The sequence below is a fragment of the Sphingobium mellinum genome (genome assembly GCF_037860795.1).
Taxonomy (GTDB): Bacteria; Pseudomonadota; Alphaproteobacteria; order Sphingomonadales; family Sphingomonadaceae; genus Sphingobium; species Sphingobium mellinum.
Genome location: NZ_JBANRK010000052.1, coordinates 1 through 2,311 on the forward strand (window position 1 = coordinate 1; position 2,311 = coordinate 2,311).

At 55.3% G+C, this 2,311-nt stretch carries 2 protein-coding genes; both read right to left on the minus strand.

The window, feature by feature from the left end:
• Nucleotides 1-379: 379 nt before the first annotated feature.
• Entirely contained in the window at nt 380-814 is a 435-nt protein-coding gene (locus AAC640_RS18320; RefSeq protein WP_340268891.1) for a nuclear transport factor 2 family protein, read from the minus strand.
• 169 nt (nt 815-983) lie between these two features.
• The gene (locus AAC640_RS18325; protein WP_340268893.1) at nt 984-2,183 is read right to left on the minus strand and encodes a TonB-dependent receptor; all 1,200 of its coding nucleotides are present in this window, start codon (nt 2,181-2,183) and stop codon (nt 984-986) included.
• Nucleotides 2,184-2,311 lie beyond the last annotated feature (128 nt).

The following is a 2,311-nucleotide window of genomic DNA, read 5'->3' on the forward strand; positions in this document are numbered from 1 at the left end:
CATATCATCCGCGCTCATCTTCAATGGCCTGCTTTTACTCCGCCATCATGGCCTGGAATCCGACCGCCGTTGACACCTGAAGTACCGGACGGGAGGTTTTCCCGTTTCCGTCCAGATCTTGACGCCTAATGCCGAGTGATTATTTTCGTAATAATCGATCAAATGCTCCATAGACGTCCCGGGCTTGCGCTTCATCAGCGTCATGATCTTGAACATCGCTGGCCTCTCCTCGGTTTAGTACCCTTGCAGCTTACGTTCTTTGGCCAGCGCAGCGACATCAGAGGTCGCAGTTAGCCTTTGCCAACAAGCTGTAAGGGAGGTGTCTCCTTTCAACGACGGCTGCGTGGGCGGCAACCGCATTCAAAGCTTAGCTGGCAGATTACGACGATGTGGCGATGGTTTCGGGTTCGATGGTTTTCCGAAGAATCCGCTCCGCTATCAGCCAGCGGCCGTCGAGCTTTTCATAACGATCCTCGTAAATGCAATGTGTACGCGCGTGGGTCCCATCGTTCAGCACGGCCTCTATCAATGCAAAGGCCCTGCCCCGGGCCGTCGTCGCCGTCATGTCGGTGATATGGTGCGTCGTCATATGATGAAGGACATGCCGCACGAACTCCGTGAGGTGATTTCCATAGGCACGGATTTCGTCGTGGCCGTTCATAAGCGGGTTATCGAATTCGCTCTCATCGAAGACGGCGTCCGGAGTGAAAAGACTGACCCACTCTTCGATTTCGTGAAAGTCGACGTGCAATGCATATCGCTGGTTCAAGGCGGCGATTTCAAGCCGGTCTTCCACGTTGCTGAACTCACCCATCATTCTTCTCCATGAAACAACCTTGAGCGCCATTCCCCAAGGCTACGCGGAACACAGCGTTTCGTCCCACCTCGCTCGTGCTGAACTATTCGCATTTAACTGCTTACAGTGCGGCTTCCATCATAGTCGGGGGGAGCCTTCAATACGCAAGCTCCCCTCCGATTAGCATTCAGAAACGGTATTCGGCGCGTACCCCATAGGTGCGAGGCCGTGCCGCAAAGAAGCTCATACCATAGGGCTGGTACGTCGCTCGGTTCTGCGCATATTTCTTGTCGAAAGCATTGTCCACATAGAGGCCCAGACGCAACGCGTTACCCGGAGGGCTGACATAACCGGAGAAGTTTGCGACGACATAGCCCTTCTGCTGATCAAAACCGAGCTGTCCGCCGGCTCCCGGGGTAAACAGGAAGCGCGAGCGATATTGCGCGACGCCCGCCAGATTGGCTGACCAGTCGCCCAGTGCGAAGGTGTAGCTGCCGTTGACCGAAGCCGTAATGCGCGGCGCGTGCGGCAACCGCGTCCCCGAAAAGTCCAATGAGCAAGAGTACAGCGTGGCTCCGGGCGCCGTGGTATTGATCGTACCGGTGGGGTCGAAACAAACCGTCGATGCATTGGGATAGCTTAGATATATGATATGTTGATAGGCAAGCGAACCGCCCAGGACAAGGCCCTGCATTGGGTCACCATTGACTTCCAGCTCGGCGCCATAGCCTTCGGCCGCGCCGCTGTTCTGGGTCCGCTGGCCTCCACCCGTGGCATCAAGCACCTGAGCCTGCAAACCCTTGTTTTTATAGTAGAATATGGACAGGTTGCTTCTCAATTTACCGCCAAATGCCGAGTTCTTCACACCGACTTCGTGGTTGAAGACCTTCTCGGGATTGACCCTGTCAGCAGGAAACGCGGAGGGCGTACCAAAGCCGCCCGCCTTGAAGCCGCGGGTATAGCTATAGTAAATGTTGAGCGGGCCATTATCCCAAGCGACTACGAAGCGAGGCGTAAACGCGCGGAAGGATGCCGACTGTTTCGACATTGCGGGCGCGCCGAACAGTTGGAAGCCGGCATTATTCACGATGGTCAGGTCGCGCTTGTCATAGGTATAGCGGCCACCTGCTGTTACCTTAACCTGGTCAGTCACCTGATAGGTGCTTTCAACGAACGCTGAGACGGATTCGGTTTTGATCCGATCATCGGCACCTGGATACGCGCCCACGGCATTTAGCGCAAAATCATAAGCCGATCCCACGAGTGAAAAGCCAATGAAGCTCTTGTCGTAAAAATAGTTCACGCCGAACAGATAATTGAACCGGCCGTCCAGTTTGGAAGCAAGCTGCAGTTCCTGGGAGTAGGACTTGCCGCCGTTGCGATCCACCTGATAGAAGAAAATTGGTGCGGGCGTGAAGTCGGTTTCGCCTCGCTGGCGGCTAAGAGCCTGTCTTGAATCTCATGCGTAACGAGCGATGCGCCTGATGAGGACGATTGCGGCAGCGGCATAGAGTA